The organism is Pseudoalteromonas sp. P1-8 (assembly GCF_001399985.1).
In the GTDB taxonomy this organism is placed as follows: domain Bacteria; phylum Pseudomonadota; class Gammaproteobacteria; order Enterobacterales; family Alteromonadaceae; genus Pseudoalteromonas.
The window spans coordinates 111,336-134,467 of the sequence record NZ_LJSO01000011.1 but is presented as its reverse complement, the minus strand read 5'-3'; the positions used below and the strand labels follow the sequence as shown (position 1 = coordinate 134,467).

Here is a 23,132-nt window from a genome sequence, read left to right as displayed (position 1 = left end):
TTGCTATATCAATGTGAAGAACCAGATGAGTGTGATTACTCATTACAGCATAGGCGCAAATATCAATACAAAATATCCTGCCAAGTTGAAGTAGTTTCTTTTCAACCCAACCCCGCCTATGTTCATATGAACGACCCGTAAGTGGGTCTTGTCCACACAAATAAGCGCGACGAACGCAGCGTGAAATGCAGTGATAGTAAGGTGTGTTTGAAACGCTAATTAAGTTTCTACGCGGGGTTGCCATGCTCTTCTCCTCCTTGAGTTGAACAATACAAGTTTAGCCATAATTTTGAGAAGTGAGAAATTTTAAGTTGGATGTCTAGTTAGTCTTGTGGAAGTGTAGTGGTTAAAGTGGGTGTCTAGTTTTATGTTGAGGTTTTACTAAAAAGATAAAAGTGGATGTCCAAATAAGCTAAAAAAATAAAAGTGGATGTCCAAATAAGCTAAAAAATAAAAGTGGATGTCCATTTAAGTATTCAATTAAGTAGAGAGAATAAAAAAGCCAGTCGTAGACTGGCTTTTGGTAAGGAGGTGTTTAAGGGTTATTAGCTTGTCATAAGCCTTAAACAAATGTTTTTTATAGACGCTCAATTACAGCTTGAGTGAAGTCTGTAGTACCGTGGCTGCCGCCTAGGTCGCGAGTTGTACGGTCGCCTGATTTGATAACATCAGCAACTGCGCTGCGGATGCGCTCTGCAGTGTCGCCCATACCTAGGTGCTCTAGCATTTGGATAGATGCTAAGATCACTGAAGTTGGGTTTGCAAGGTTTTTACCAGCGATGTCTGGTGCGCTACCGTGTACAGCTTCGAAGATTGCTGCATCTTCACTGATGTTTGCGCCTGGAGCCATACCTAAACCACCAACAAGGCCAGCACATAGGTCAGACAGGATGTCACCGAATAAGTTTGTAGTAACAATTACATCAAACTCATCAGGAGTCATAACTAGTTTCATACAAGTTGCATCAACAATCATTTCTGTTGATTCGATTTGTGGGTAACGCTCAGCTACTTCACGTGCAACTTTTAAGAATAAACCAGATGTTGATTTAAGGATGTTAGCTTTGTGTACAGCAGTTACTTTTTTACGGCCTTCACGTACCGCTAGTTCGTATGCGAAAGTAACGATTTTTTCTGCACCTTCACGGGTGATTTTTGACATTGCTTCTGCTTCGTTACCATCTTCAGAAACCACTTGGCCAAGACCTGAGTACATGCCTTGTGTATTTTCACGAATAGTGATGATATCGATGTCGTCGTAACGAGCTTGTGTACCTGCGAATGATTTTACAGGACGAACGTTAGCGTAAAGGCCAAACTTTTTACGTAAAGTTACGTTGATTGAAGTGAAACCTTCACCAACCGGAGTCGTTAATGGACCTTTTAAAGTGATCTTGTTACGCGCGATTGTGTCGATTGTTTCTTGCGGAAGTAACTCACCAGTTTTTTCTAGGGCAGCAAGGCCAGCATCAACGAATTCATAATCAAAATCGCAACCTGCAGCTTTAAGGATCTCAAGTGCTGAATCAATAATGCTAGGACCAATGCCGTCGCCTTTGATCACTGTGATGGTTTGTTTAGCCATTTACTTTTCCTATTTATGAGTAGATAAACACGTAAACTTATCGCGAAATAGCATGCGATTTACTTGTTAGAGGGTTTACGTGGATGTGTTTGAAAATTTAAGCGGCTTTTATAGCAATTTATTCAGCTTTTTGCCAGTTTATCCTGTGAATACTGACTATAAACAGACTAAAGTTCATATTTATTTAACGTTTTCGCACTTTTTAACAACACAATCTAAAAATTGTCTGCAAATTCACAGTTTTTCAGATATGCATAAAAATCTGCTTTTGATTGCCAACCAGCAGCCGATAAGCTGTCGAAAATAATCTGTTCTTGCCAACTACTAAATAACGCTTTGGGTTGAAAAACATAATAAGTAAATAGCTTAATCGCGACCCAATGTTTTTCATTGATATCGAGAGTTTGTTTTTTATGTTGCTCACTACCAAGTAAATGCTGTGTCCAACTGTTATCGCCAATCAGTTGATTTAAATACGCCGTTAGTGGCTCTTGGTTTAAGTGACTAACGCCAAACAAACAGGCAAGTGGTGGGCTTATTACCTGTTCTTCGGCCTGCTCAAATACAGTTTTACGAGAAATACTGGTTGCTTGATGTTCGCAAAGGTATAAAACATAGGCATATAAGGGCAAAGTAACTTGCTCAAATTGAATAGAATCGGTGTGCTTAAATAGCGCCTGAATAATGCGTACCATATTCTCAAGGCGCTTAGAGATATGCTGAAAAAGCGGGTGAGAGGTGGTTGCAACCAAGCGTTGAAATAATACTTTTTGGATAATCGCAGGGGCGTTATCGTATCCGACCATAGATAAACAATGGCGCAAGTCTTTAGCTCTTTGCTGCTCTTTATTATAGGGTTTAGAGGCAACAGTAAGCTGGGTTATCAATTCAGGGTAGGGACTTAAAAGTTTATTTAAGCCACGGTAGCTATATTCTTGCGATACTTTTAAAGAACTAATTAGCTCTAAATAGTGCTGCCTTCGCTGCTGATTTATTGGCTGTGACTCAGCAAAGTTAATGTTTTCACTAAACCAAACTGTGTACAGCAAACGAGTGTCTTTACAATGTCTTTGTTTGTCAAAAATAGTTAAGCTCGCTTTAAAGCGATGCCAGCGAATTTTTTCAGGGCGGCTGGCATCAACCAAAATATGGCGGCCGTGTTCATCTGTGGCTAAATAAATAAGTATTTGTTCGGCATACTTTACTTCACTGGCCGGAATGTAAGGGCCAATATGCGCAATCAGTGCTTTTATAGCATTTTGGGCAAATTCATTAGGGGTGCGTAAATAAATATCAGCTAAGGCTTTGTGCACACTAATGTGACCACCCGACTCCCGGTAAGTCGTATTCATGGCAATAATATTAGCCAAAGCAACTAAGGTTGTTGCGCCATCGTAAATCATAATTTTCGGCGCGCTTAAGAGTGCTTGCTTATATTTATTTAAACGCGCTAATAAATGCTGAATAGAAAGCGTATGTGGGCCTGAGTCTTTTAGTAATTTTGCTGCTAATTGATGGCGACACTGCCAAAGCTTTTTATCTTGAGCCGTCAGGGTCTGTCCTGCCGCTAACTTATTACTTTGTGATTGCACGCAGAGGTAATTGGCTAAACAGCAGCTAATAATTTGTTCGCTAATGGCTTGGTTGTAGTTTAGGCTGCGGCACAAAATGCAGGCTACAACACATTGGTTTACAACTAAGTTTGTGGTGTAACCATGGTTCGGTACATACAAGCTTAGTTGTGCTTGCATACCTTTTGGGCAGGCTTGATACAGCAGGTAATAACGCTCAGCTAGGTTACTTAATAAAGGGAAAATTTGTGACCATTTTTGCTTTTGATGATAAAGCTTAAGTAGCTGGTGTGTACTATCAAATAAGCGTGCCAATTCCCGTGGCGTCACGTTTTCCATCATAAGCGGTTAGGTTTCTTGTTGATAGCTTTCATAGGCACTTGGCCCCCATAATACCAGCTGACCATTTTTAAATAGTAGGCCTGTGCATTCATCGATGGTGGTTATGCCATCAGATTTAACATGCTGAGTGCGGTAAAAAATAATCTGCCAAACATTGTCTTCGACTCGTTTTGCATAGGTTAGATCGGGGCTACCTAAATAATCAAGCACCGCATTCAGGTTTTCAGGCTTATCAATCGATAGTTTTGCGATATAGCGTTTATTAAAAGCTTCACGGTCTTGCCAGATCATGGCTTGCGGATCATCTTTATAAAAAGTGATCACTAGGGTTGCTATCAGTGCATAAACACCTAACCCAAGTACCAGATATTGGAAAACCTTTTTAAACATGTGTAACTCTATAAAACTAACGCGAATTTTCAGTATACGCTCAGTTGGCAAACTGTGCTACGAGATTGCGACTAATTGAGCCTTAACTGCTTTAAATTAAAGCCTAAGTTAATATCGGTACGCAGCATAACAAGGTTTTTTGATATTACGAACATGTCCATTTCTGAACTCAGCTTACGTTTAAGAGTCGGGTTTAGCTCATCATCGTTCATGGCCGCTTCTATCGACTCATAATCGTTTATTAATTGCTGCGCCGACTTATTACCTATCCCTTTAACGCCCGGAATATCATTGGTTTTATCACCAGCTAAAGCCCAAAAATCAGCAAGCCGATGCTTTGGTACATCAAAGCGCTGCTTGATATCTTCAAGCTCAATATACTGTTTTTTGAAGTAATCAAGTATTGCAATTTGCTCAGATAAAAACGGCAAAAACCCTTTATCTGTCGAAACGATGGTAGAAGGCACATTATTAGTTGCGGCCTTGTAAGCAAGAGTAGCAATTATATCGTCGGCTTCATCATTATCAGGTGAAAACACCACAATGCCAGTGTCTTCAATTGCTTGTTTAAAGCGTGATAAGTTTTGCTTGAGGGTGTCAGGCATTGGTGAACGAGTGCTTTTGTAGGCCTCAAAGTAGTGATAACGCCAACTTCTTTCACCATCAAACACGGCAATCGCGTGAGTTGCATTCGTTTGCTGGCGTAACTTTTTGCAAGCATGTGCCACTCGGGCACAGCTTGCTTTTATCATATGTTCTTCACTGTGATGACTCTGATTACTATCAACAGCATAGATGCGCCTAATAAGATTTAGCGCATCTATTAAAAGTAATTGGGTTGTCACATAGGCTCCTGTTAAGCTTTGATCTCATAGCAAGGAATGTACTTACTGCCAGGCAATTTCATTCGGCCTTGCTCAACAAATGCTGCCAGTAGTTTGTCCATATCAGCCATAAGCGCAGGTTCACCACTTAGCACAAATCGGCCATGTTGTTTGATGGCTTGTAAGCCTTCGTCTTTAACATTACCAGCCACAATGCCTGAAAACGCTCGGCGTAAATTAGCTGCGAGTTGCTGAGTTGGTTGATCTAAATGTAAATCTAAGCTCGACATATTAGCATGAGTTGGTGCAAACGGCTGTTGGAAATCATGATCGATTTTTAGCGTCCAATTAAAGTAGTAAGCATCGCCTTGGCTTTTACGGTATTCGCGTACTTCAGCCATCTTTGCTTTAAGCGTTTTACCAACTCGCTCTGGATCATCGATGATCACTTCAAACTTATCTAGCGCCGCTTTACCGAGAGTTTTCTCAACGAATTTACACAGCTCCATAAAGTAGTTTTCACTTTCTTTAGGGCCAGTAAGGATCACTGGTAAACATTGTTTTTCGTTATCTGGGTGTAGCAAAATACCTAAAAGGTATAACAGCTCTTCTGCGGTACCCGCCCCACCTGGGAAGATAATAATGCCATGAGCTGTACGAATAAAAGCCTCTAAACGCTTTTCGATATCAGGCAAAATCACCAACTCATTTACAATTGGGTTAGGTGGCTCAGCGGCTATAATGCTTGGTTCGGTTAAACCTAAGTAACGATTATTAGTAATACGTTGCTTGGCATGGCCAATGGTTGCGCCTTTCATCGGACCTTTCATTGCACCAGGGCCACAGCCGGTACAAATGTTTAAGCCACGAAGGCCAAGCTCATAGCCAACTTGTTTGGTGTATTTGTATTCCACTTCGTTAATAGAGTGGCCGCCCCAACAAACTATCATGCTCGGGTCACTATTTACTCTCAGTGCGCCTGCGTTTCGCAGCATATCGAATACCATATGAGTAATGGCTTTTTGCTCTGTTAAATCTTTTTCGTATTTTTGACAAATAAACAGAATATCGCGAATAACCGAGAAGATATGTTCATGAATACCGGTAATGATTTCGCCATCAACAAAGGCGGATTCGGGTGGATTTTCAAGTTCGATCTTAATCCCGCGTTCGCGGCTTAATAAGCGAATATCAAAGTCTTCGTATTTATTATAAATTTCTAAGCTTGAATCGGTGTGGCTGCCCACATTGAGAACCGCGAGCACACAGTTCCTAAATAATTTATAGCGCTCGCTGGTGGATGATTGTTCGAGTAGATCAACTTCTAGTTGCGATAGTAAATCCAGTACACCTGTAGGATTCAGTTGTTTTAACATAAGCACTCTCCCGGCTCGTCTATGAGCCTTTATCATTGTGTGTCAAAGACCTCACATACTAGATGAGGCCTTTATTTGCTAATGCAAACTCTATTTCGTCCCTCGTTCTTGGCTTTGTATAGTGCTTCATCTGCACGGTCAAAGGCAATCAGCGGGGTATCACCTTTTTTCAACTGGGTTGCACCAAGAGAAATGGTGATTTCTACTTGCTTATTTTTAAATTTAAACGGAATGCCTTGAATTGTTTTGCGCAATTTTTCAAGTGGCACAGCGGCATTTTCAATCGACATTCCACTCATTAGTAACACAAACTCTTCGCCGCCGTAACGGGCAATAAAGTCTGATTTACGAATTGATTTTTGTAATGCTTTAGCAATTACTTGCAGTGTTTTATCACCGGCACTGTGGCCATATTGGTCATTGATTGATTTAAAGTGGTCTACATCAATCACTACAAAGGTAATGTCTGATTCTTGGACATTAAATAAGTTAAATTCATGATTAAAGCGTTCATCAAACGCTGCACGGTTTGGCAACTTAGTTAGGCCATCGAGTAAGCTTTTAAAGCGCTGCTCATTTAGGCGCTGCTTATAGGTCGAAAGCTTGGTTTCTAAATGACTAATGCGGCTATTAATATCGTTAAAGCTAGCGAGTAAGTTTTCGCGTTCTGTTTGTTCTAGCTTTTCTTTTGCGATTAAATCATCACTTAATGATTTTAATTCTTCTTCTACAAGCTCTTTAAGCGAAGAAATAGACGTCGCTTGCTGTGTTTGCGTATGCAGGTTTTTAATTTTGCTTTCGATTTGCTTGTTAAGCGTGTCGTATTCAGCGCTCAGAGATTCTGAATGCTTACTAGTAGAAACAATTGAATGATGTAAATCTTCGATTGTTTGATTTAATGAGATCAAAAAGCTTTGCGCTGATTGGCGCTCTTTGCTCATATTGCGCGTAACGATGCTGATAATATTCAGTGCAGAATCAAGCAGATCGTCAACACTATCATTTTGGGTTATTTTACTTTTGATAGTTTTAATTTGCTCGGCACTTTCATCTTCGAGCACTAAGTCATTGGCAAGAGAAAGCAGCTGTGTGGCAAGCTCTGGTCTTATTTGCGCCTCAGCTGTATTTGTTGTTGCAAGCTTGGCTTGTAAGGCTTGATGATAAATTAAAATCAGCTTTGAAAGTAGTGGCACAAAGTCATGATTAGACTGAATATTATTTAATTCGTGATCGAGTAAATAACGTAGCGAGCGACGAGCATCTTCAGGCAAGCCTCGTACTTTTTGCAGCTGCTTGCCAGCGTCAGTGACGCTTTCATTTAGCTCACGTTGCAGTGCCATTTGCTTAGTTTCTTGTTGTTTTAACAGGCCAAGCACATCATCGATAAAGGGGGTGAGTAATTCGAATTTAACCCCTTTTTTAAGGGCATTTCTAAATTTCGCTAAACGATTGTCTAGTTCAATGTCTAGTCCTTTACAGCTTAGCGATAATTTCGCTGCAAACTGAGAAAGAACTTCAACTTGATGTTTGCGCGCATCTTCGACCACAGTTCGAGCGTCGATCGCTTGCTTTAACTTTTTATTAAGAACATCATGCTGTTGCTGCACCTAGTAATACCGCCATCAAAAATTCAAATTTCTATTAGCTAAGTTTACAACAAATTAATACGAAATGTAGGTTCCAAGTCAAAAACTTAGCTATTTTGTCTATCAAACTTGTTGCAATGGCTGTTTATCGGTTTTTAATTCACATTTTTTCTCGCAATTGTTAGGCTATTTCGCAATTTTGATAGTAATAAAAAGAGTTGTTATGAAAAAGTTTTTGGCAATGTCTATTCTGGCGGCCTGTTCTAGTAGTGCGTTCGCAGATGTGAACTACTCACTGTCTATCACTCAGCCTGAGCACCATTTAGGTAATGTTAGTGTTGAGTTTCCGCAAACTGCACAAGCACATTTAGATATTAAACTTCCAGCTTGGCGTACTGGCCGTTACGAAATTTTAAATCTTGCCAATGGCGTGCGCTTTTTCGAAGCAAAAGATGATGATGGTAAGGCTTTAAAGTGGGAAAAAATTGACCACAGCACCTGGCGTGTTCACCTAAACGAACCTACTCAAGTCAATGTAGATTACCAAGTTTACGCTAATGAGCTGGGTAAACGTGCTCGTCATATTGATGATAGCCATGCCTTCATTGATGCATCTGGCTTTTTCATGTTCAGCGAATCATTCCGCCAAGACCCAGTTAAAGTTGAGCTAAATGTACCAAAAGAATGGCGCTCAGTATCGGGTATGGAAAATGCGGGTTCTAAACACAGCTTTAAGGCCGCTGATTACGATATTTTAGTTGATTCACCAATCGAAACGGGTATCAATGAGCTACACAAGTTCACTGTTGGTGGCCGTGAATATGAGCTCGTTATTTGGGGTGAAGGCAACTACGATGTAGATCAAATGCTAACTGACCTTAAAAAGCTAGTGACAACGGGCAACGTAATTTGGGATAACTACCCGTATGAGCGTTATGTGTTTATGGTACATGCTACGTCAGGTGCAGGCGGTGCAACAGAGCATTTAAACTCAACAATTATCCAGCGCCCACGTGACCGTTTTGGTTCTCGTAAAGATTACCTTGCGTTTATCAGCACCGCAGCTCACGAATTTATTCATACTTGGAACGTAAAAGCATACCGCCCTAAAGGTATTGCGCCGTATGACTACACCAATATTAACTACGCGAAAACATTATGGATTGCAGAGGGCTCAACCAGCTACTTTGAAGATCACTTAATGGTGCGCGCTGGCATTGAAACAACCGATGAGTTTTTCGGTACGTTAACGAAAACCGTTAATCGTCACTTACAAACACCGGGTCGCGAAGTACAAAGCGCAACTGAAACAAGCTTTGATAAGTGGATCAACCAAGGCGGCGATCATGCTCGTAACTACAGCACCAATATCTATTTAGAAGGTGCATTGATCTCAATGGCGCTTGATATTGATTTGCTAGAAAAAAGCGATGGCAAAATCAGTTACCGCGACGTTCACCGCGCGCTTTATAACAAGCATCGTTTACCTGATGGTTTTACGCCAGATGATGTTAAAGCAATTTTAAAAGAGCTTACAGGTCGTGATTATAGCGCTTGGTGGCAAGCGAATGTGGATGAGCCAGCTGCTATCGACTTTGATGAGCTACTTGCAAAAGTAGGCTTAGGTTTAATTCGCCCTGAAGGCGCAAAATCAGTACCTAGTATTGATTCGTTTGCAAAAAACAGCGGTGAGTTATTAACCCTAACTCATGTTCGCCGTGGTGGCGCTGCATGGCAAGCGGGCTTAACGACTGATGACAAAATCGTGGCGTTTAACAAAAAGCATGTCGGTAAAGACCTAACAGCCAGCCTCGAAACGTTTAAAGCAGGCGACACAGTGACTGTTGATTTCATTCGACGCGATGCATTACAAAGCACAACGCTAACACTTAGCGAAGACTTTGATAAAGAGAAAAAGGTCAAAGCATTAAAAGATGCAACCCCAGCTCAAATGGCATTGTTTAAAGCGTGGATGGGTGTTGACCACCCAAACCAGGCAAAATAATAGGCAAGCTAAATAAATCGTTAATGATTTTTTATTGGTAAGAGAGGAGCTGCGGCTCCTTTCTTTTTGTTTGGTACTAGCTGCGCTTTTACAAACTGCTTTGTGTACTTTGTGTTTAGTAGTGCACTATGAAGTTGCTGTTTTTTACGTCGCCAAAACGACTTTTTAACTTTGGTTGATCTATCCCGAATATCGCTTTGTGAATTATCGGGTTGTGACACTGGGTAGGGCAGCAAAGAGTATCCATAAACACCGGTTTCCCACACATGTTGTAAATCGCAGTCAACGGGGCGGCCAAATGTGGCTGTGGCTTTTAACAGCGCTTTTGCACCTTCAAAACTAACAGCAGTTGCACAGCAGCCAGACATAAGCTTTTTATGAATGACTAAGTGTTGCTCATCAGCAAGGTGTTTTGTAAAGGCAATTTCCCGACTTCGGTCTTTATAAGCGGCCAATTTTATTAGCTGCCAAGGCTGTTTTAATGTACTAATGTTTTCAATTGCACTGTGAATAGAGCGGTCGAGAACAAAGTCATCTTCTAAAATAATGGCGTAATCTAATTGCCTATCGACAATGGTTTGCCATGCTTTTCTGTGACTCAGGTAACAGCCAATTTCACCTTTACTCAAGGGCTTATGGTATTTTTTTAGGTTTAAATCAGCACTATAGTGCTTGGTTATCTCTGTATCAGACAGCTCTCTACCATCAATTGCATCAAGGCGTTCAAATGCCAAATCTTGTGCATTTAGCTCATGGCTAACACGGTTTAATCGTTCAGTAGAGCTTGCTAAGTTAATTACAAAAATAGCGGTCATTATCGTTACCTGATGGTCAGTTTGAATCAGGCTAACAAGCTTTAATGACGCTTGGGTGTCAGAACTATTTCGCTTTTATGTCAGGGCGAGGAGTATTTAAAATCGCTTGCTTTTCTTGTTCGGATAAAATGATCCAATCAAAAATTTCATCATTACTGCGACCACAGCCAGTGCAATAGCCTTTTAGGCGATGACATTGACCGATGCAATCTGTTTTAAATTGGCTGGTTGGTTTTTTTGATTTTGTCATAGTGATGTGAAGGCTAATGTAGCCTTCATGAGTGTATTACTTACCTTCAATTGGCTTACCAATTTCAAGAGTGGTAGACCAAGGCTGTTTGCGTGATAGGGTTTTACCCGAATGAATTGAGATAACAGGGTTGTTTTCGTCAAGCACAAACGTGGTGCGTAACGATTCAGCTGACTCTTTTTGTGTTTGATGCCAATTATTACCCGCTAAACAAGCTTGGGTAAAATTAACCGCACGGGTGTGATCAGCGACAGCTTGTTGCTGTTGCTCGTAGTTGCCTACACAGCGGTAGGTAACATTGTCTTTATCAAGCGCCGTGATTTGACAGTTATCGGCAATAAGGTTGTATTTCGCTGTCCATGTTTCCATGTATTTAGTATTTACACGGCTACGTTTTAAGCCTTCAAAGCGGTTGTCGTAAGCACCTAATAGGGCGTTGATTTTCTCGCAAGGGGTTAGGTTATCAATGGCCGCTTGTTGTTCAGTTGTCAGTCCTGTACAACCAGTTAAAACAAGGCCAGTTAGTAAGGCGGCGAGTGGCATTTTCATATCAGGCTATCCTTTTAAATAGCAGTTCCTTAAACGTTTCCTAAAGGATACCTAAGCCCTTGTAAAAATGCTAATAAAGATTGGTGATTACAATTTAAAATGCCTTCGCAAAGGAAGGCATTTTAGTTGCTAATAACGGTGAAGCGTCGGCTTACATCTTGGTTTTGCCTGCAATGTTGGTTACTTTTACTGAGCCAGAGCCATCACTTAGTAACTCAAAGTTTGCTGCAGTATCAACGCGAATGCTGCCTGAGCCATCTGAAACGACAACATCACCCGAAATATCATTTAACTCGATACCACCAGAGCCATCGTGTACCTCAATATTGCCCTGTGCGTTGGCAACATCAATATTACCTGAGCCGTCATGAATTTTAATATCACGGCTGATATTACGTGCATCTAAGCTACCCGAACCATCATTGATTTCTAATGTGCCTGTAATGTCATTTGCGGTAATTGAACCTGAACCATCGTTGATCACAGTATTCGCAACTTTGCTAATGATAATTTCACCAGAGCCATCGTGCACATTTACATTAAATGAGCGAGGGATAGCAACGGTTAAATCAATGCGAGTTTGCTTATTGGTATGGTAATCGCACTGGCCTGCACTAAGTGCTGCGTTATTGCCTTTGGCTTCAAGGTTTAAGCAGTATTCATCATGAGGCTTTTCTTGATAAATCTCGGCTTTAACGGTTACTTCATCACTGTCACTACCGGTAATGTGTAAAAAGCCAGAACCCGCTTCTACTTTTAAAGCGCTTAATGAGGCTGCATCTAGCGTTAAGTTTTTAGTTTCTTGTAGTGGCATATCACCCCAAGCAAATGTTTGTGCTGATAATAAGCCTGCGGCAATTAGTGAGAGTGTTTTTACTGTACTTAACATGGTTCTTCCCTTTTTATATGTGTGGTGTTATTAGCTTAGTCGCAAGTGCTGATAAAAAAGGTTTAAAGGCTTTAAAAACTTTTTTACACAAATAGGCAAGAAAGCGCGAGCTTCAGGCATTTATGGTTTTTCGCGATGCTTTAGACTGAAATAGTAGACCAAAACCTAAGCAACCCAAGGAGAAACATATGAGTGATTCAGCGCAAACAAGCGATATGCAAGTAATTAAGTCAGGTTCTCAAGATCCAATCGCAGGGCCAGCAGAATGTTTCACAGGTAAAGTGCAAATCAGTACTTTATTTAATGCACCAGCACCTGCTCGCGTTGGTGTTGCTGTGGTGGAGTTTTCTAAAGGAGCTCGTACAAATTGGCATTCTCATCCACTCGGCCAAGTTTTATTAGTTACAGAAGGTCAAGGTTGGACACAGTGCGAGGGTGGTGAGAAAACAGTCATCAATCCAGGTGATTTAATTTGGTGTAACTGCGGAAAGCGTCACTGGCATGGTGCGACTGCTGATAGTGCAATGAAGCATGTAGCAGTTCAAGAAGCACTCGATGGTAAACCTGTTGACTGGTTCGAAGCTGTGTCAGATGAAGATTATTTAGCATAAGGTACATTGAGATGTGTGACAAACATGAAACGCAAGACTTATCACGTCGTAATTTTATTAAAACGAGTTCAGCTTTGGGTGCAGGCCTGTTATTAGGTGGCTTTGCGGCGCCTTCATTTGCAGCATCATCTGAGCAGCTTGCAAATGGCAATATAAAATCTCGTGGCTATGCGGCTTTTGATAATTCAGGCTTACTAAAACCATGGGAATTCGAAAGACGCCCAGTAGGCGATAACGATATTTTAATCGAAATTAAATTCGCCAGTATTTGCCACTCAGATATTCATCAGATGAAAGGGCATTGGGGCGCACAGCAATACCCTCAAGTACCAGGTCATGAAATTGCAGGTATCGTAACAGCAGTCGGTAAGAATGTGACTAAGTTTAAAGTGGGCGACCGTGCTGGTGTAGGCTGTATGGTTGATAGCTGTCTTGACTGTAATAGCTGTAAAGATCAAGGCGAGCAATATTGCCCAGAAACAAAATTCACTTATGGCTACCCTGATGAGCGCTCACCGACAGGTATCACACAAGGTGGTTACTCGAATAACATTGTTGTTCGCGATCATTTTGCAGTGCATATTCCTGAAAACATTAGTTTAGAGCATGCTGCTCCTTTATTATGTGCCGGCATTACAACGTATTCTCCGTTGCTTAAATTTAACTTGAAAAAAGGCGATAAAGTAGGTGTTGTTGGTATTGGTGGGCTTGGGCACTTAGCTGTTAAATTGGCTGTGTCACAAGGTGCTGATGTCTATGCGTTCACTAGCTCTAAAGATAAAGTAGCCGATATTAAAGCCTTTGGCGCTAAAGTGGTTGTTGACGGTGAAGACGCTTACAACGAGCATAAGTCGCAGCTTGATTATTTAATTAATACCTTGCCAGTGAAATATGATATTGCTAAATATGCTTCATTAGTAAAACCATTCGGCACGTACACCCAAGTGGGCATGCCAGAAGAGTTTTCATTAAATATGAATGCATTAGCATTGGCTGCAAGCCGCGTAAACTTTAATGCTTCGTTAATTGGTGATATGCAAGAAACGCAAGAAGTTGTTGATTACTGCGCTAAGAATAATATTCTGCCAGCAACCCAGTTAATCAAAGCCTCTGAAATCAATAATGCATGGCAAAGCGTGGTGGAGAAAAAAGCGCGCTATCGTTATGTAATTGATGCCTCGACATTTTAACTTTTGTTTAGATTGAGTAAGCCAAACGCCATACCCAGTATGGCGTTTTTTGTTATTCCTTTTTTATTCGGTGATTTATCGCTTAAAGAGCGAATACTGCCGTAAAAACATATCATTATTTTTTCTTTTGCTAACTTAAACTCTTTGGCCTCCATGGAGTAATAATGAAAAAAATAGCCTTCCTGAGTACGTTGTTGTGCACTAGCTTTTTTGTTTGTAGCGAAGAAACAGATACAACCTTAAACGCTTATGCCGCTGGGTACGTCGCCAATTTTACCTGTAGTGCCACGTTTAACGCTGGCAAAAGCAAAGATCAAATCGATATTGATGAACTTACCGGTATTTATCCTTTAATCGCAGACACTGTAAAAACACTGAAAGCGAACATTGATACTGAGCATAAACGAGTCATTGTTGATTACGATAAAGATATGCAACGTATATCGGTGTGGCGGCCTCGTTTAGGCTGTGTTGATTTACCAGTAGGGGCAAGCCTTAAAGCTGCAACACTCGTGCAAGCACCGTTTAAAGAAAACTTAGCCCACCAAAAGGATGATGGTAAGCCTTGGCAAACGCTAAATGGTGTTAATAATGCGACGGGCAATAAGGCGCTTGATGAGGTTATTGCACAGGCTTTTACTCGTCATTATGGTGAAGGCGCACGAACTTCAGCAATTTTAATAGCAAGCCCTGAGGCGATTCTAGCAGAGCAATATAAAGCAGGTTTTACACCTGAAACTGCCCAGCGTACTTGGTCTGTTGCAAAAAGTATTGGCGCGAGCATCATTGGTGTGGCGGTAGCACAAAAACGACTTGATGTTACAAAGCCTGCGGGGCTTGAAAGCTGGTCTCACCCGCTTGACCCTCGTGGCGAAATTACCCTTGAAAACTTGCTTCATATGGCATCGGGCTTAGACAGTAATAAAGCGGGCAATCGTACGGATCGTGTCTATATGGGCGGCGGTTTAGTGTCTGATACTGCAACGCATACTGCGTTAGAAGTAAAGCCTGGTAGCCGTTGGAAATACGCCAATAACGACACCATGTTAGCGTTACGTACCTTACGAGAAACGTTTAACGATGAGGCGAGCTACTTGCGTTACCCATATGACAACTTACTCGATAAAATCGGCATGCAGCACACGTTTTTAGAGTCAGATTGGCAAAGTGACTTTATTTTGTCATCGCAAGTGTGGACTACTTCTCGTGATCTTGCTCGCTTAGGGTTATTACACCTGAATAATGGCCGCTGGCAAGGTGAGCAAATATTACCAAAAGACTGGTTAAGTTATATTAGTAAACCTGCCCCTGCTCAACCCCCTGTAACGGCACCAGGATACGGCGCACAGTGGTGGCTTTATAACGAACGTTTTCCTGAGTTACCAAACGATACTATTGCAGCGCGAGGCAACCGTGGTCAATTTTTAGTGATCATTCCAAGCGAGCAGTTAGTGATTGTTAGGCGAGGGTACGACCTTGCAGGGCTTAAAGGCTTTAGTGAGCATGATTTTACCCGTGATGTTTTAAAAGCACTGGGCAGATAAAGTCAGGCAATAAAAAAGCTGCTTTGTGGCGTACAGAAGCAGCTTTGCTAACTGGAGAGTTAGTATCTACTACAAGGGCTCTATAGTGACATCCGCTTGGCCTAAACTTTTAAAAAACTGACTATCGCCCGTTATTTTGCCAAGTTTTATCAGACCATTTGCATAACTTTGCTGCTTATAAAAGAGCGCAAGGTTACCCCAAGGTGCGTAATAAGTGATGTCTCCTGCGATAGCATCGGTGCCAGCAGGTAAGCCTTGTAGATTTAATTTCTCAGGTAAAGTGGCTATTTTCTCAGCATTGGCGAAGTCTTCTACTTTTAGAGTCAGTGGTAGAAGTTGATAAAAATGCTTAGCGGCATTATTACTTTCTAGAGTCGCTTGCATAGTTTTGCCGTTACTGGTGAACTTTATTTGCATTTCACTTACCATCTTTACTGCTTTTTTAAATATTGCTTATCTGTTACTGGCTCTAACCAATCAACCACTTTGCCGTTTTTTGATTCTTGAATAGCCAAATGCATCATGGCTGTTTTATCCGTAGCGCCATGCCAATGTTTTACATTTGCAGGAATATGGACAACGTCACCTGGTTTTATAACCTGAGGTTGTCCGTGCCACTGATTAACCCAGCCCATACCTGATGTAACAATTAAGGTTTGGCCGACAGGGTGAGTGTGCCAGTTTGTTCGAGCGCCGGGCTCAAAGGTTACCATGGCACCAGCGGCTTTCGCTTCGCCATGAGCTTGGAAACTAGGCTCGACGCGTACTTTGCCCGTGAAATACTTGTCGAGCCCAGTCATTGGGTACTGAGTGCCATTTTTTTGCACTGTGATTTGCGGTAATTCTAAACGTTGTGAAGAGGCGTTTTCTGCATGACTAAATGCACTCATCGTTAAGATAAGGGTACCGATAATATACTTCATACTTTTCTCCATGTGTTTGTAACCTGATGAGAAATCATTTTGGCTAAAAATTGTGCCTTTAAAAAGTACAATGCACGCAAGTTATTGCCTATTAGTCCGAGGGTTTAATTTTTTAACTAGCCAACTTTATGAAATCGAGCGTATAGTTAAGTATCTTGAATTTAATTGGGTTGGTTATGCATTCAGATTATGATGCTATTGCTAAAATGAGCGCTGCTTTAGCAGATAAGATTGCGCCGCTTATAGGTCAGCAAGAAACCGCTGATAGCGTGATTGAGGATTTGTTTTTTTATCGACAAACACAGGCCGCCACCTCTTGTTCAATGTGTGTGGTTGAACCAAGTATTGCACTGGTGCTACAAGGGGCAAAAAGCATGACCTTGGGCGAAGATGTGTTCAAGTATGACCCACACAAGTATTTGATTACCTCTATTGATTTGCCTGCAAAAATGCAAGTTCTTGAAGCAAAAGACGACACACCTTATTTAGGCTTAGTTTTAAAGCTTGATTTGGCTATGTTAGGTGAACTGATTTCGCAAATACCGCTCGACAAATTAAACAAGCAATCACTCAATAAGGGAATGACCTTAGGTGAGATGACAGAGCCGCTACTTAACGCTTTTACGCGATTAATTGAGCTGGTTGATGATCCGGAGTCTATGCCAGTGCTTGCGCCATTAATTAAACGCGAAATTTTTTGGCGTGTACTTAACAGTGAGCATGGGGCGGAGCTTCGCCATATAGTATCGACAGGTAGCCAAGGGCTGAGAATTGCACGTAGTGTTAAATGGTTAAAAGAAAACTATGATCAACCCTTGAGTGTAGAGGATTTAGCGGGTCTTGCGAAAATGAGTAAATCGACTTTTCACCATCATTTTAGAGATCTAACTTCAATGAGTCCGTTGCAATATCAAAAGCGTTTAAGGTTAATGGAAGCAAGAAGGTTGATGGTTGGCGAGAGTATGGATGCGTCAGGTGCTGCTTTTAAGGTTGGCTACGAAAGCCCCTCACAATTTTCTCGCGAGTATTCTCGGTTTTTTGGTTTATCACCAAAACGAGATGTTGAGGCGTTTTTAGCAACCGCTAAATAGCCGGCTACTTATAATACCAATCCGCAATAATAATTAATTAAGCGAATTGGTATAAAAAACGAATGGGCATATCCCTATGTCCCATTCGTTACCATGACACGTTTTAGTTAAAGACTTGCTGTGAAAAATTCAGCAATTTTAGTGAATGGAATTAAACCCACATCATCATATAAATCAACATGACCTGCATTTGGTACAACCAATAATTGTTTAGGTTCAGCAGCTAAATCATAGGCTTGTTGGCTAAACTCAAATGAGTGAGCGTGTTCACCAGCAACAAACAGTAATGGACGTGGTGAAATAGTCTCAATATCGTTAAATGGATAAAAGTTCATAAAACGCACATTGCTGCTTAATGTTGGGTGTGTTGTTAAATCTGCTGATGAGCGCTCTGGTGTATATTCGCCACGCTCAGTGCGGTAAAAGTCATAAAACTCTTTTGCAATTGGGTGTGAGCTTTCATCAATGTGATGCGGGCAGCCGCCTGTGTACTGCACTTCGCCACCAAGGTACTCAACATTACGTTGCTCTGCAGCTTCATCAAGCATACCTTTACGCATATCAAGGTCAATAGAGTTGCCTAAACCATTGCGCGTTGCGCCACCCATGTCATACATACTAACTGTTGCCACAGCTTTGATACGTGGGTCAATTTTTGCGGCACTAATGATGAAACCACCACTACCACATACACCTAAACCACCAATGCTTTCTTTGTTGACGTATGAACGGCTAGCAAGGTAATCGACACCGGCACTGAATGACTCTGCGTATAAATCAGGTAGTACAGTATTACGTGGTTCGCCGTCACTTTCGCCCCAGAAGCTAAGATCAACTGCCAAAGTTACAAATCCTAGATCTGCAAGTTTAGTTGCATATAAAGTAGCACTTTGCTCTTTTACCGCACCCATAGGGTGACCTATTACAAGTGCCGGAAGGTTCGCACCTTTCTCTGCATTTTTAGGTGTAAAAAGATTACCGACTACATTCATTTGTAATTGGTTTTTGAAAATTACTTTTTCAAAGTTAACAGCATCGCTTTGGTAAAAATTATCAGTTGAGGTTGTCATAACACTCTCCTATTTTTTGATTAACAGGGACTGCAATTTGTTTTCACAATGCAGCTTTGATGAGGTTATTGTCGGTTATTTGTGCAGTTTGGCGTTATATTAGAACAGTCGATTTATTGCCTAAAAGTGTCGAATGTATCTTTAGGTGCTTAAAATGAACATTAGGTAGCCCAAGTATGAGCCACCTAATGATTTTTTAGGGTGTTTTTATAGTGAAATAGCTGGCAATGGCTGCAAAAAATAAGATAGCTGCGCTAACAAAGAAGGTAATAGGGTAGTCATAAACATCGAATAATATGCCGCCGAATGTTGAGCCTAGCGCTATCGAAAATTGAATAATTGCTACCATCAATCCTCCTGCAACTTCAGCATCTTTTGGTAAAGCACGAGCTACCCAGCTCCACCAAGCAACAGGCGCTGCAGTTGCAATTAACCCCCATAATCCAAGTAATACGATGTTGATGTTAAAAAGAGATATTTGATTAGCTAAACAAAATGCTATTAAAGCCATAACCGAAGGGGCAGCTATTAATGCAAACGCTAAACTGAGTTTTATGACCTTACTGATCAATAAGGTGCCAATAAAGCCTGCAAAACCAATAACAAATAACACCATAGAGACTTGTTGGCTGGTGGCTTGAAACGCTGACTCTAAAAAGGGCCTTACATAGGTAAATAAAGTAAATTGCCCCATAAATAGCAGCGCGACAGCTAGCATACCAAAACAGACGAGTGGCTTTTTAAATAACTTAAATGCAGAAAAAGGTCCTTTTGATTGCTGTTGAGCTGGCATGCTAGGCAAAGCCTGCCATTGCCAAAATACAGCAATAGCGATAAATGGCACTAAACACATAAACGCGCCTCGCCAGCCAAGAACACTGCCTAAATAACTGCCAAGTGGTGCTGCAATTATCATGGCAAGACCATTGCCACCATTAAATACTGCCAGTGCTTTAGGCACTTTTTCCTCGGGAACTAAGCGCATTGCAGAAGCAGTTGAAAGTGACCAATAGCCACCAATGACTAAGCCGATTAACGCACGACCAAGCATATAAACAGCGTAACTATCAGCTATAGAAATTGTTAAAGTTGACAGTAGCATTATCAAGGTCAGAGCGACTAGTAAGGTCTTTCGATCACTTTTAGCAAATAAAGGACTCATGAATAGACTTGTGATCACCGCAAAAAAGCCCGATATTGCTAACCCCTGACCAACCATGCCTTTACTAATTGATAAATCTTCAGCCATAGGTGTTAATAAGCTTACAGGCATAAACTCGCAGGCTATTAAGGCGAAAATACATAATGTCATCGCAAAAACCCCACTCCAATTAGCTTGCTGCTCGATAGGGTGATCATCTTGATAGGTTGAGTAATTTGTCATGCTAGTCCATACAGTTAAATGTGATGGAGTATTTTTTCAAACATAGGTTGAATAGACTAGCTAATGAATACTAATATGCTTTATTAGTAAAACTTATTAATAGACAGGTGGATGATCAAACAAAACCTCAATGAATTGAACTATTTTGTCATTGTGGCAAGAACTGGCAGTTTTACACGTGCTGCTGCTCAGTTAGGCGTAACTCAGTCTGCCTTGAGTCAGGCTATTCGTTCACTAGAAGCAAACTTAGATATTCGTTTGTTAACCAGAACAACTCGAAGCGTATCGCCGACTCTCGCCGGGGAGCGTTTACTCAATGCAATAGGGCATCGTTTTGATGATATCGAAAATGAGTTAGAAGCGTTAACTGAACTCAGAGACAAACCTGCGGGCACGGTAAAAATTACTTGTGGTGATTTTATAATTCAGAGCACATTACTCCCAAAGCTGGCCAATGTATTAAAGCAATACCCCGATATTAATATTGAGTTCAATGTTAACTATGGCTACACAGACATTGTTGCTCAGCGTATCGACGCTGGCGTTCGTCTTGGCGAAACCATAGATAAAGATATGATAGCTGTGCCTATTGGTAAAGAGCTCAATATGGCAGCCGTTGCAAGCCCTGAGTATTTTGCTAAGCATCAAAAGCCTAACACGCCAAAGGAGCTTACTGCACATAATTGTATCAACATTCGCTTTCCTACCCATGGCGGTTTATATGCGTGGGAGTTTGAAAAAGAGGGTGAAGAACTTAATGTGAATGTACGCGGTCAATTAATCTTTAATACCTCTCATCATATTGTTGAGGCGGCGTTACAGGGGTTAGGTATTGCGTTTCTACCTGAAGAGGAGTTTGGTGAGCATATAAAAAATGGTAATTTAATTAAAGTGTTAGCTGATTGGTGCCCCGCATTTCCCGGTTATTATTTGTATTACCCGAGCCGAAGGCAACCGTCTCCGGCATTTAAAATTGTGTTAGAAGCGTTAAAACAGCAATAGAGTGCGGTATTTAGATACCACACTCTATAATTATTACTTATGGCGGCCTTGTAAACAGCTCACCACATCAGCCAGCGATAAGCCTTGGCGCTGCAATAACACAGTTAAGTGATACAGTAAGTCTGCTGATTCATTGGTTAATTCATCGTTATCATGTTTCATGGCTGCAAGGGCAACTTCAACGCCTTCTTCACCCACTTTTTGGCAACTACGGCTTAAGTCTTTTGCAAACAAAGACGCAGTGTAGCTTTTGCTTGGATCATCGTCTTTACGTGAAACAATCACTTGTTCAAGTTCAGCTAAAAACGACAAGCTAGGTTTAGCATCATCGCCGAAGCAGCTTTGTGTACCAAGGTGGCATGTTGGCCCAAGTGGGTTTGCCAGTACTAATAGTGAGTCGTAATCGCAGTCGGTGTGTACTGAGACTACTTCAAGGTAGTTTTCTGATGTTTCGCCTTTGGTCCATAAACGCTCTTTAGAGCGCGAGTAAAAGGTTACTTTTTGTTTGTCGAAAGTGGCAGCTAATGCATCTTGATTCATAAAGCCTTGCATTAAAATCACCCCAGAGCGTGCGTCTTGCACGATAGCTGGGATCAATTCGCTTTTGGCAAAATCGACTTGAGAAAGAGTGTCTTTGGTTAATTGCATAGTCTTGCCGCTACATTATTATCAGTTAAAAATTGTTTTAGTTCGCCAATATCAATGACGTTCTTGTGAAATACGCTGGCAGCGAGCGCGCCATCAACTTGGCTTTGTTGAAACACATCAACAAAGTCTTGCATCGTACCTGCGCCGCCCGATGCAATTAGTGGAATATCGCACAGTGCACGCATTTTTGATAGCTGAACATTGTCGTAGCCTTTACGCACGCCATCTTGGTTCATGCAATTGAGTACGATTTCACCAGCACCTAGGTCTTGCACGCGTTTAACCCATTCTTCGGTTTTATAGCGAGTACGGCTTGATGCATTAGGATCGCCAGTTAGCTGGTACACTAAATATTCGCCAGTGGTTTCATCATAAAAGCTATCAATACCCACAACCACGCATTGTTTACCAAACTCATCGTGTAATTCTTTGATAAGCTCAGGGCGAGCAATTGCAGGGCTGTTAATACTGATTTTATCTGCGCCACGTTCTAAAACACGTGCTGCATCGGCAACAGATTTAATGCCGCCCGCCACACAAAATGGAATATCAATGTGGCGTGCAATGTTCTCTACCCAATTGACATCAAGTAGGCGTTTTTCGACGCTGGCACTGATTTCATAAAACACCAGTTCATCTGCACCGGCATCGCTGTAAGCTTTAGCAAGCGTTAAAATATCACCAACCACTTCATGGCCTTTAAATTTAACACCTTTAACGACTTGGCCGTCTTTTACATCTAAACAAGGGATTATGCGTTTTGATAACATGCTAACGCCTCCTCAACATTAAAGGCACCATCGAGCAATGATTTACCTAAGATAACACCGCCAACACCCAGTTTTTTCAGCTTTGCAATATCATCCAGTGAGCTTACACCGCCTGATGCTTGAACTTTAATCTCGCTGTTGTGGTTGGTTAAATCTTCATAAAGTGCAAACGAAGGGCCGGTCATGGTGCCGTCTTTGCTGATGTCAGTACACAGAAAATCAACCACACCAAGTGCCACGTAAAAATCAACAAGTTCGAACAAGCCAAACTCAGATTCACTTAACCAACCATGTGTTGCTGGTGCCCAGCCGTTGTCAGTTTTATTAACATCTAGTGCGATAACAAAGTGTTCACTGCCAAACTTTTCAATCCAGGCCTTTACTTGCTCACGCTTTTCAACGGCCATTGAGCCAATCACGACTTGGTTAGCACCGGCTTCAAGCCAGTCAGCAACATCTTGCTCAGAGCGAATACCACCGCCAATTTGATATGGGACATTTAGCGCTTTGGTTGCAGCTTGAATATGCTGCCACTGTTTTTTATTTGGATCGCGTGCGCCTTCTAAATCAACTAAGTGCAGTTTGCCTGCGCCGCTATTTGCGTACTCTTGTAAGCGTGCGCCAAGTTCGTAAGGGTAAAATTGTGCGGTATCATACTTACCTTGGTATAAGCGCACAATTTGGTTTTGTAATACATCGAGTGCTGGAATAATCACG

The 23,132-nt window shown here is 41.5% G+C and carries 23 protein-coding genes and 1 pseudogene; 6 read left to right on the top strand and 18 right to left on the bottom strand.

Going from position 1 to position 23,132, the window contains the following annotated elements:
- From AN213_RS20430 to AN213_RS15370, 7 genes and pseudogenes are all read right to left on the bottom strand, one after another.
- Positions 1–244: pseudogene (locus AN213_RS20430) on the bottom strand (transposase); the annotation flags it as partial.
- 333 nt (positions 245–577) lie between these two features.
- A complete protein-coding gene (locus AN213_RS15395; RefSeq protein ID WP_054563906.1) occupies positions 578–1,585 on the bottom strand; it encodes an isocitrate dehydrogenase in 1,008 nt (335 codons plus the stop codon).
- Between the two features lie 215 nt (positions 1,586–1,800).
- Positions 1,801–3,486 (bottom strand): hypothetical protein, encoded by a 1,686-nt coding sequence (locus AN213_RS15390; protein WP_152966992.1) that lies wholly within the window; start codon positions 3,484–3,486, stop codon positions 1,801–1,803.
- Positions 3,487–3,504: 18 nt separating this feature from the next.
- Complete coding sequence (locus AN213_RS15385; protein WP_054563904.1) at positions 3,505–3,888, bottom strand: DUF3192 domain-containing protein; 384 nt, start codon at positions 3,886–3,888, stop codon at positions 3,505–3,507.
- Between the two features lie 71 nt (positions 3,889–3,959).
- Positions 3,960–4,733 carry a flap endonuclease Xni gene (xni, locus tag AN213_RS15380; protein ID WP_055199028.1) on the bottom strand — a complete coding sequence of 258 codons (774 nt, stop codon included), beginning with the start codon at positions 4,731–4,733 and terminating at the stop codon, positions 3,960–3,962.
- A gap of 11 nt (positions 4,734–4,744) precedes the next feature.
- The gene (ppnN, locus tag AN213_RS15375) at positions 4,745–6,088 is read right to left on the bottom strand and encodes a nucleotide 5'-monophosphate nucleosidase PpnN (protein WP_055199027.1); all 1,344 of its coding nucleotides are present in this window, start codon (positions 6,086–6,088) and stop codon (positions 4,745–4,747) included.
- Positions 6,089–6,159: 71 nt separating this feature from the next.
- Positions 6,160–7,695 (bottom strand): GGDEF domain-containing protein, encoded by a 1,536-nt coding sequence (locus AN213_RS15370; RefSeq protein ID WP_054563901.1) that lies wholly within the window; start codon positions 7,693–7,695, stop codon positions 6,160–6,162.
- A 202-nt stretch (positions 7,696–7,897) separates the two neighbouring features.
- Between AN213_RS15370 and AN213_RS15365 the strand changes: the two genes are divergently transcribed.
- Positions 7,898–9,679, top strand: coding sequence for a M61 family metallopeptidase (locus AN213_RS15365; RefSeq protein WP_054563900.1), 1,782 nt, complete (start codon positions 7,898–7,900; stop codon positions 9,677–9,679).
- Between the two features lie 20 nt (positions 9,680–9,699).
- Here the strand turns inward: AN213_RS15365 and AN213_RS15360 are convergent, their stop codons facing one another.
- From AN213_RS15360 to AN213_RS15345, 4 genes are all read right to left on the bottom strand, one after another.
- On the bottom strand, positions 9,700–10,494 hold the full coding sequence (locus tag AN213_RS15360) for a glycosyltransferase family 25 protein (protein ID WP_054563899.1): 795 nt from the start codon (positions 10,492–10,494) through the stop codon (positions 9,700–9,702).
- Positions 10,495–10,558: 64 nt separating this feature from the next.
- Complete coding sequence (locus AN213_RS15355) at positions 10,559–10,744, bottom strand: DUF1289 domain-containing protein (protein WP_054563898.1); 186 nt, start codon at positions 10,742–10,744, stop codon at positions 10,559–10,561.
- Positions 10,745–10,780: 36 nt separating this feature from the next.
- Entirely contained in the window at positions 10,781–11,293 is a 513-nt protein-coding gene (locus AN213_RS15350) for a hypothetical protein (RefSeq protein WP_054563897.1), read from the bottom strand.
- A gap of 151 nt (positions 11,294–11,444) precedes the next feature.
- Positions 11,445–12,182: a hypothetical protein gene (locus tag AN213_RS15345; protein WP_054563896.1), complete on the bottom strand. Its 738-nt coding sequence runs from the start codon at positions 12,180–12,182 to the stop codon at positions 11,445–11,447.
- Positions 12,183–12,370: 188 nt separating this feature from the next.
- Between AN213_RS15345 and AN213_RS15340 the strand changes: the two genes are divergently transcribed.
- The 3 genes from AN213_RS15340 to AN213_RS15330 all read left to right on the top strand — a co-directional run bounded on the left by AN213_RS15340 (position 12,371) and on the right by AN213_RS15330 (position 15,527).
- Positions 12,371–12,793, top strand: a complete 423-nt coding sequence (locus tag AN213_RS15340) for a cupin domain-containing protein (protein WP_054563895.1) — start codon at positions 12,371–12,373, stop codon at positions 12,791–12,793.
- Positions 12,794–12,804: 11 nt separating this feature from the next.
- On the top strand, positions 12,805–13,983 hold the full coding sequence (locus AN213_RS15335; protein WP_055199026.1) for an NAD(P)-dependent alcohol dehydrogenase: 1,179 nt from the start codon (positions 12,805–12,807) through the stop codon (positions 13,981–13,983).
- 164 nt (positions 13,984–14,147) lie between these two features.
- Positions 14,148–15,527 (top strand): serine hydrolase, encoded by a 1,380-nt coding sequence (locus tag AN213_RS15330; protein WP_095209776.1) that lies wholly within the window; start codon positions 14,148–14,150, stop codon positions 15,525–15,527.
- A gap of 69 nt (positions 15,528–15,596) precedes the next feature.
- Here the strand turns inward: AN213_RS15330 and AN213_RS15325 are convergent, their stop codons facing one another.
- Positions 15,597–15,944 carry a cyclophilin-like fold protein gene (locus AN213_RS15325; protein ID WP_055199032.1) on the bottom strand — a complete coding sequence of 116 codons (348 nt, stop codon included), beginning with the start codon at positions 15,942–15,944 and terminating at the stop codon, positions 15,597–15,599.
- A 14-nt stretch (positions 15,945–15,958) separates the two neighbouring features.
- On the bottom strand, positions 15,959–16,450 hold the full coding sequence (locus tag AN213_RS15320; protein WP_095209775.1) for a cupin domain-containing protein: 492 nt from the start codon (positions 16,448–16,450) through the stop codon (positions 15,959–15,961).
- A 176-nt stretch (positions 16,451–16,626) separates the two neighbouring features.
- On the opposite strand from AN213_RS15320, the gene AN213_RS15315 reads away from it, so the two are divergent.
- Positions 16,627–17,541 (top strand): AraC family transcriptional regulator, encoded by a 915-nt coding sequence (locus AN213_RS15315; RefSeq protein ID WP_055199024.1) that lies wholly within the window; start codon positions 16,627–16,629, stop codon positions 17,539–17,541.
- A 107-nt stretch (positions 17,542–17,648) separates the two neighbouring features.
- On the opposite strand, the gene AN213_RS15310 is transcribed toward AN213_RS15315, so the two are convergent.
- Positions 17,649–18,611, bottom strand: a complete 963-nt coding sequence (locus AN213_RS15310) for an alpha/beta hydrolase (RefSeq protein ID WP_055199023.1) — start codon at positions 18,609–18,611, stop codon at positions 17,649–17,651.
- Between the two features lie 196 nt (positions 18,612–18,807).
- On the bottom strand, positions 18,808–19,995 hold the full coding sequence (locus AN213_RS15305; RefSeq protein ID WP_055199022.1) for an MFS transporter: 1,188 nt from the start codon (positions 19,993–19,995) through the stop codon (positions 18,808–18,810).
- 111 nt (positions 19,996–20,106) lie between these two features.
- On the opposite strand from AN213_RS15305, the gene AN213_RS15300 reads away from it, so the two are divergent.
- Entirely contained in the window at positions 20,107–20,997 is an 891-nt protein-coding gene (locus AN213_RS15300; protein WP_054563889.1) for a LysR family transcriptional regulator, read from the top strand.
- Between the two features lie 33 nt (positions 20,998–21,030).
- Here the strand turns inward: AN213_RS15300 and hisIE are convergent, their stop codons facing one another.
- Genes hisIE through AN213_RS15285 form a run of 3 tightly spaced genes read right to left on the bottom strand, consistent with a single transcriptional unit; the run spans position 21,031 to position 23,131 of the window.
- Positions 21,031–21,645, bottom strand: coding sequence for a bifunctional phosphoribosyl-AMP cyclohydrolase/phosphoribosyl-ATP diphosphatase HisIE (gene hisIE / locus AN213_RS15295; protein WP_054552013.1), 615 nt, complete (start codon positions 21,643–21,645; stop codon positions 21,031–21,033).
- Positions 21,636–22,415 (bottom strand): imidazole glycerol phosphate synthase subunit HisF, encoded by a 780-nt coding sequence (gene hisF, locus AN213_RS15290; RefSeq protein WP_054563887.1) that lies wholly within the window; start codon positions 22,413–22,415, stop codon positions 21,636–21,638. Before hisF ends, hisIE begins: the two co-directional genes overlap by 10 nt.
- The gene (locus tag AN213_RS15285; protein ID WP_055199021.1) at positions 22,397–23,131 is read right to left on the bottom strand and encodes a 1-(5-phosphoribosyl)-5-[(5-phosphoribosylamino)methylideneamino] imidazole-4-carboxamide isomerase; all 735 of its coding nucleotides are present in this window, start codon (positions 23,129–23,131) and stop codon (positions 22,397–22,399) included. The genes hisF and AN213_RS15285 overlap by 19 nt, the downstream gene beginning before the upstream one ends.
- Between the last annotated feature and the right edge of the window lies 1 nt (position 23,132).